This is a genomic window from Streptomyces sp. NPDC002574 (assembly GCF_042889545.1).
Taxonomy (GTDB): domain Bacteria; phylum Actinomycetota; class Actinomycetes; order Streptomycetales; family Streptomycetaceae; genus Actinacidiphila.
In genome coordinates, this window is the sequence record NZ_JBIARB010000032.1 from 1 (window position 1) to 6,427 (window position 6,427).

Below are 6,427 nucleotides of genomic sequence, written 5' to 3' on the forward strand. Positions count from 1 at the left end.
AACGACGACACCGTCCTGCCCACCGAACTCACCGCATAGCCTCAAAGAAGAGATCACCGAGTGGCCGTCGATACACCACTCCAACGGACGTGACCTGCCAGCGGCAGTCGTGCTGCCCGCACTGGCACGTCCGCAGATGTGGCGCAAGTGCCGAGGCACGGACGTGCTGGACCAGGTGGGTCACCACAGACGTTCGCGTGGCTGACCTCCCTGAAGTGTTGGGAAGCATGCCGCATTGCTGGCATGTCATGACTGTCCTGCTCTTTCGCGGTTGGACCTCCACAATCCAGAGACGTGGCATCTGATCTGGCGCTGTGTCATGCCGCATGCAGCGCGGCCCTTTCTTGGTCGTGGTCCTCTGAGATGTCCGGGTGCCCGGGAGTGCGGTGGCGGCAAGAGGGTACGCACTGCCGCCTGTCTCGATGAGGTCACCCTCAAGTGCGTTTCCGCGGTGGGGACACAGTGCACCGGAGCTGGGCAGGCGCGGTGAACGGCGATATGCGGGGGGAAAGGGGTGGGTTGGGAGGGAGAGCAGTACCTGATCATGAGGCATTAGCCCTGCATTCCGGGCCGGTGCAGTCGGGGTACTCGGTGGGGGTGTCGAGGTGGGTGAGTTGCTCGGCGGGGCCGACTATGCGGACATCGACAAGCTCGCGCACCCCGCCCGGGCGGGTTTTCCACACCTTGGTCATGGCGGACGATGCGGTGTCGTATCCGCCCTCGCGTAAGTCGCTCATGAGGCATCTCCGCTGATCAGGGCCCATGCTTGCTGGGTGCCGTCCTCCGCGTGGTCGTGGCCGTAGTCGTCCGCGTCGGCCAGGGCGGCAAGGAGGAAGGCGCGGTGTGATTCGTCGAGCCGTTCCGGGAGAGCCACGATCAGGCGTACGCCGGTCTGGTCTTCCTGACGCTCGACTTCGGTGCCGGTGGCCGCGAGGAGTCGTGCGGCGATGCTTTCGATGCGTGGACGCACAGGTATCCCCTGGTCACTGGTTGATCGCACTGCGTAAGGCTACTTAAGTAGGTTCTCGCTTATGCAGTAGCTTTGTCAACGACGACGCCAACCCCAACTCGCCCCCGTGCTGGGGCAGCACGGAGAGTGTCATGCCCCGAGAAGCCCCCTACCTGGAGGTTGCCGACGACCTGCGCCGCCGTATCAAGGCGGGCGAGTGGGGCATCGGCGACAAGCTCCCGTCGGGGGCTGTGCTGGCGACCGAATACGACGTGGGCCGCAACGTCACCCAACGCGCCCTGGACCGGCTCGTCATCGAGGGCCTGCTCGAGGGGCGCGCTGGCTCCGGACGGTTCGTCCGCCCGCCGCGCGAACGCATGCGCATGGTCCGGTCGCGACACCGCGAGCAACGGGCCGGCAGCCCATTCCGCGCGGACATGAACGAGCAGGGCAAGGCCGGCACGTGGGAGTCCCACAGCCAGGCTCGAGTGCCCGCCCCCGACGACATCGCGCAGCGCCTCGCCATCCAGGCTGGGGACCTCTGCGTTCGCACCACGTACGAGTTCATGGCTGACGGCCAGCCGGTGCAGCTTTCGATTTCGTGGGAGCCTATGGCGGTCACGGACGGCACGCCGATCGTGCTACCGGAGATGGGCCCGCTTGCCGGCGCGGGCGTTGTTGAGCGGATGCGCACCATCGGCGTCGTCGTGGACGCCGCCGTCGAAGTGCCACGGCCCGGACGGGCCACGCAGGACGAGGCCAACCTGTTGGGGATCAGCGTCGGCGACCTGCTGATGCGGATCGAGCGCACGTACTACGACGGCGACGGCCGGCCAGTCGAGACAGCCGACATCGTCGTCCCCGACGTCCGCTGGGAGATTGCGTACGAGATCGGCATAGACCAGTCGAGCGAGTGAATGTCGATTGAGGTCTGTGCCACGGGCTGGCTGCCCAGTCACCGGGACACCCCGTCGTGCCGTTCGCCGATCACCCGGTCCGGTTCGCAGACGCGGAGCCGCTTGTTGTTGCCCCCTCCACCCTCGCAGCCGAGCGGGCTGTTTTCGGCAACTGAGCTTCGGATAATTGGCCGCCTGCGGAGTACGGATGGGGAGCTGTGCCGGTCGTCGGCGGGCCGCGGTCCGTTCCTGCAGTCGGTATCGCCGTAGGCTGTCTGGCAGATCCGAGGCGAACGTGTGCACCCAATGAATGAACTGTTGTCCGACCTGAAGGCGCCGGGGAGGTGACTTCAGCGGCTCGGTCGTCCATATTGCGGCGTGGTGGGCGGCATCGTCTGCGCTCATGCGCTCTACCAACAACTCCTTTGCTGATGGCGGTTCCATCTGGGACGGCAGTCGGAAGAACTACCGGCCTCGCAGGACGCTGCGTATCGACGCGGACAGCCCGAGCCGGCTGCTGCGTGCCGCGCAGGGAGGCTGGTGCGATTTCTGCGGGAATCGCGTCGAGTGGTACCAGCGTCCCGACAGTACTGCTGTGCCTCTGCATCCTGACGAGGTGCCGGCTCGCGATGTACCGGCGGCGGAGCGCTGGCATGTCGCCTCCGGTGTCGCTCACCCTTCCCACGACGGGAGCGACTGGTGCCGTGTACGCCACCACGCCCTGTGCCCAGCCAGCCCGGCGGACAACCGCGGCCCGCTACTGGAGGAGATGCGGCGTACTCAGGCGCTGACCTCCCGCCGACGACAGGATGCCGGCCTGTTCACCACCCGGCCCGAGCAGCCACCCGAGCCCCAGACTCAGCCCCTGCCGCCTCTGCCGGTGCGGCCGGTCGTGGGCATGCTCTTCACGCGCTATCTCGCCCCTGGGCCGTTGCAGGACGTGAAGTGTGTGGCCCACACCCGCACGCGCCGCCGCTGCTGCCGGGCTGTCCTGGAGCCCACAACTCTCGCAGGTACGTGGCGGCTTGAACCCCTGGAACCTCTGCTGGACCCCGCCGACGATCAGTTGCCCACAACCCAGGAGCTCATGGCTCTCTACGACCTGACTGGACTGCCGTATGCCGAGCAGTTGCGCTGGCACAAGCAGCGCTGTCCGACTCACGCCGTCATCGACGAGGCCGCGGACAGTGTACGAACCGAATGGGTGCGCTTCCATCCTGACCGCCACCGCCGGTACGTCCTCGACCGGCTTCCTGACCCGTCGCCCACCCCGGGCCACGGTCTCGGGTGAACGGACCGCCCTCGAACGACCACCCCGCTCGACTGCCCCGCCCTGTGTAGAGCGGGCCGTCGCTACGACCACACCCCTCTTACAGCACTCGGAGCAGCAACTTCCCTCTCTTGGCCGTTTCGGAGGCCTCTTTGTCCAAGACCTTGATCGGCACTCCTGACCCCGACCAGCCTCCGCCCGTGCCAGCCCTGTGCGATGAGCACGCCGAGCGCATGGTCCTGGCCGCTTACCTCCACGACCGGCGGTACACCCGTCACCTGATGATGGTCCTTCGCGCCACGTGCTTCAGCAGCCCCGTCCACAAAAACCTCTATGGCGCCATGGACGCGGTTCACCGCCGTAACGAGCCATGCACCCCGGCAGCTGTCGTAGCCGAACTCGATGGACGGGAGCACACCGGAAATGCCGACCACGCACAGGCCGCGGAGGCCCTGGTTCATGACCTGGCACGTGCAGCGCCACCGGCGGGAGCAGTTGTCCCGCACTACGTGGCGATCATTCGGGAACTGGCTTACCTACGCCGCCGTGCAACCGTGCGCCCCGAGGGTTTGCCGCCGGTGCCGATGCGCGGCTTCCTCATCGACGAAGACGACTCCTGACCAACAATCCGCACTACCTGCGCCCTCACGGACCGACGAGACTCAGCGATGCTGCTGTCCACGGACGAACAGACCGCGGCCGCCAATGCATTCGCCGCCGGGGGTCTTCTGGCGATCCAAGCCGGTGCCGGCACTCGCAAGACCACTACGCTGACGCAGCTCGCTGCCGGCACCCCGCGGTGTGGCCTGTATGTCGCGTTCAACCCGGCGATTGCGCAGGACGCCGCATGCCCTCGCGTCGGCAGCGGTCAAGGACCTCGTGCAGGTCGGGGGCCTGGTCGGCCAGGGCGTCGATGCCTTCGTGGAGGTAGTGATGGGGATTCGCGGGGGCATTACCTGCGGCCACACCTCGTCCTTCACCATCTCGACCGGCTCGTCGCCGCGCTCGATCGCCCGGCGTATGGGTACCGGCGCGGACACGCCGTACTGCCACGGCAGTTCGGTTCGCATTCGCGGACGCCTTGTGTGACGAATCCTCCACAGCCATCCGGCGCGCGGGTATTCTTGATCACGTCGTCATCGCGGCCCGACGGGCTTCCGCTCCACCTTGGTGGAGTCTCGAAGGACATGCCCCCACCCGCACGAGTCACTTCGTGCTGCCCGGGGGAATTCCTTGCTGTTCCGCGCGTCTGCCAGGACGATCGCCGTCATGGGCCATGACGGCTCGCTCTTCCACCACCTCACCGAGCAGTTCGTCCATATGCACGGCTACCGGCCCGGCCCTTCCGAGGCACGTTCCTGGGAGCGCAGCATCCCGGCGCTGGCCGGGGCCCTCAACGACGCGGGCCTCGGCGACGTAGAGGTCATGCTGGAGTACGCGCTTCCCCTGAACAGCAAGCGCGCCGACGCCGTGCTCGCCGGAGTGCATCCGGTCACCGGAGAGCCGTCCTACGTCGTCGTCGAACTGAAGCAATGGAGCCAGGCGGCCCCGTACGAGGATGATCCGGCCCTCTGCCAGGTCGACGCCTACACGCATCCAGTGCTCAATCCCATCGAGCAGGTACGCCGCTACTGCGAATACCTGGTCAACTTCAACGGCGCGGTCGCCGAACACCCGAAGCGTGTCAGCGGGGTGGCCTACCTCCACAACGCCACCGAGTTCGGGGTGAGCGGCCTTCGTGAGATCGAGCTCGACGACCGGGGCCGGCTCTTCACGCAGGGCACTCGAGGAGCGTTCATCGAACATCTCCGCGCCAGGCTGAGCGACAGACACGCTGGGGCGCGCGCAGCCGACGAGCTCCAGGCAGGCAAGACGGTGCCGTCCAAGCAGCTGATGGCCGTCGCGGCCCAGGAGGTCCGGGACAGGGAGCAGTTCATCCTGCTCGACGAGCAGCAGGTCGCGTACCGCATGGTGCTCAACGCCGTGCGCAAGGCCAAGCAGTCCGACCACAAGGAGGTCGTGGTCGTCACGGGCGGACCCGGTACGGGCAAGAGCGTCATCGCGCTGTCCCTGCTCGGAGAGCTGTATCGGCAGGGTGTCCCGGCCCTGCACGCCACTGGTTCCCAGTCGTTCACCAAGACCATGCGCAAGGTGGCCGGCACCCGCAAGCGCGAAGTGCAGGATCTCTTCAAGTACTTCAACAGCTTCATGACGGCTGAGAAGAACACGCTTGATGTGGTCATCTGCGATGAGGCCCACCGCATCCGGGAGACCTCCGCGAACCGCTACACGTCGGCCGCCAACCGCACGGGCAGACCGCAGATCGACGAGCTTCTTGACGTCGCGCGCGTCCCGGTCTTCCTCCTCGACGAGCACCAAGTGGTGCGCCCCGGCGAGATGGGTACGGTTGCCGAGATCAAGGCGGCCGCGACCCGCAAGGGGCTCGAGTGCCATGTCGTCTCGCTGGAGAGCCAGTTCCGCTGCGGTGGCAGCGACGCCTACCTGCGGTGGGTGGTCCGGCTCCTCGGCCTGGAGCCCGGCGGCTCGGTGACGTGGGAGCCCGACGACCGCATGCAGCTCCTTGTCGCCGAGAGCCCGCAGGAGATGGAGGCGTTCCTTGAGGAGCGCCGCATCCAGGATGATCACCGTGCTCGAATGTCCGCCGGCTACTGCTGGCCGTGGTCCGAGGAGCCCAAGCCCGGCGACCCGCTCCCGGCGGACGTCGTGATCGGCGACTGGGCCCGCCCCTGGAACCTGCGAGGGGAGCGCTCCATCTCCGGGGCGCCCCCGTCCGCCCTCTGGGCGACCGACCCGGCCGGCTTCGGCCAGATCGGCTGCGTCTACACCGCGCAGGGCTTCGAGTACGACTGGTCCGGCGTCATCATCGGCCCCGACCTGGTCTGGCGCGCTGATCGCTGGGTCACCGACCGTACGAAGTCCAAGGACCCGGTCTTCAGGAAGTCCACGCCCGACGCCGACGTGGACCGTTTGATCCGCAACACCTACAAGGTCCTGCTGACGCGCGGCATGGTCGGCACGGTGGTGTACTCGACGGATCCGGAGACTCGGGAGAAGCTGCGCGAGCTGGTGGGCCTGGAGCGGCAGGCTGTCGGCGTCTGACGGCGTGAGGTTCCTCGACATCCGGTTCGAGGGGCGGCTCATGGGAGGGCATGCGTCAGGTCGAGTTCGGCCCACACCGTCTTGCCCGCGTGCGCGCGGGGGGGGTGCCTCTATGTCCTTCGGCAAGCCTGAGCTGGTCATGCGACGGTTGTTTAGGAGAGGCGCGGTTCGTAGAAGGTTCCGTCTCGGAGC

Annotated in this window: 7 protein-coding genes and 1 pseudogene; 6 read left to right on the plus strand and 2 right to left on the minus strand. The window is 67.1% G+C overall.

What is annotated here, in order from left to right:
• Nucleotides 1-542: 542 nt before the first annotated feature.
• Both ACFYXS_RS39515 and ACFYXS_RS39520 read right to left on the minus strand, forming a co-directional pair.
• Nucleotides 543-737 (minus strand): hypothetical protein, encoded by a 195-nt coding sequence (locus ACFYXS_RS39515; protein ID WP_389256649.1) that lies wholly within the window; start codon nt 735-737, stop codon nt 543-545.
• Entirely contained in the window at nt 734-970 is a 237-nt protein-coding gene (locus ACFYXS_RS39520) for a hypothetical protein (protein WP_389256650.1), read from the minus strand. Before ACFYXS_RS39520 ends, ACFYXS_RS39515 begins: the two co-directional genes overlap by 4 nt.
• Before the next feature lie 131 nt (nt 971-1,101).
• On the opposite strand from ACFYXS_RS39520, the gene ACFYXS_RS39525 reads away from it, so the two are divergent.
• From ACFYXS_RS39525 to ACFYXS_RS39550, 6 genes and pseudogenes are all read left to right on the plus strand, one after another.
• Nucleotides 1,102-1,866: a GntR family transcriptional regulator gene (locus tag ACFYXS_RS39525; RefSeq protein WP_389256651.1), complete on the plus strand. Its 765-nt coding sequence runs from the start codon at nt 1,102-1,104 to the stop codon at nt 1,864-1,866.
• 382 nt (nt 1,867-2,248) lie between these two features.
• Nucleotides 2,249-3,136 carry a DUF6083 domain-containing protein gene (locus ACFYXS_RS39530; RefSeq protein ID WP_389256652.1) on the plus strand — a complete coding sequence of 296 codons (888 nt, stop codon included), beginning with the start codon at nt 2,249-2,251 and terminating at the stop codon, nt 3,134-3,136.
• A gap of 131 nt (nt 3,137-3,267) precedes the next feature.
• Nucleotides 3,268-3,735, plus strand: a complete 468-nt coding sequence (locus ACFYXS_RS39535) for a DnaB-like helicase N-terminal domain-containing protein (RefSeq protein WP_389256653.1) — start codon at nt 3,268-3,270, stop codon at nt 3,733-3,735.
• Between the two features lie 51 nt (nt 3,736-3,786).
• Nucleotides 3,787-3,960 (plus strand): annotated as a pseudogene (locus ACFYXS_RS39540) (DNA helicase); the annotation flags it as partial.
• Nucleotides 3,926-4,204 carry a hypothetical protein gene (locus ACFYXS_RS39545; RefSeq protein WP_389256655.1) on the plus strand — a complete coding sequence of 93 codons (279 nt, stop codon included), beginning with the start codon at nt 3,926-3,928 and terminating at the stop codon, nt 4,202-4,204. The pseudogene ACFYXS_RS39540 and the gene ACFYXS_RS39545, both read left to right, overlap by 35 nt.
• A 144-nt stretch (nt 4,205-4,348) precedes the next feature.
• Nucleotides 4,349-6,235, plus strand: coding sequence for a DNA/RNA helicase domain-containing protein (locus tag ACFYXS_RS39550; protein WP_389256654.1), 1,887 nt, complete (start codon nt 4,349-4,351; stop codon nt 6,233-6,235).
• Nucleotides 6,236-6,427: the final 192 nt, after the last annotated feature.

What these genes read in the sequence shown, in the direction of transcription:
- ACFYXS_RS39530 (WP_389256652.1), top strand. Translation starts at nt 2,249, where the DNA reads ATGCGCTCTACCAACAACTCCTTTGCTGATGGCGGTTCCATCTGGGAC.
- ACFYXS_RS39545 (WP_389256655.1), top strand. Translation starts at nt 3,926, where the DNA reads ATGTCGCGTTCAACCCGGCGATTGCGCAGGACGCCGCATGCCCTCGCG.
- ACFYXS_RS39525 (WP_389256651.1), top strand. Translation starts at nt 1,102, where the DNA reads ATGCCCCGAGAAGCCCCCTACCTGGAGGTTGCCGACGACCTGCGCCGC.
- ACFYXS_RS39515 (WP_389256649.1), bottom strand. Translation starts at nt 737, where the DNA reads ATGAGCGACTTACGCGAGGGCGGATACGACACCGCATCGTCCGCCATG.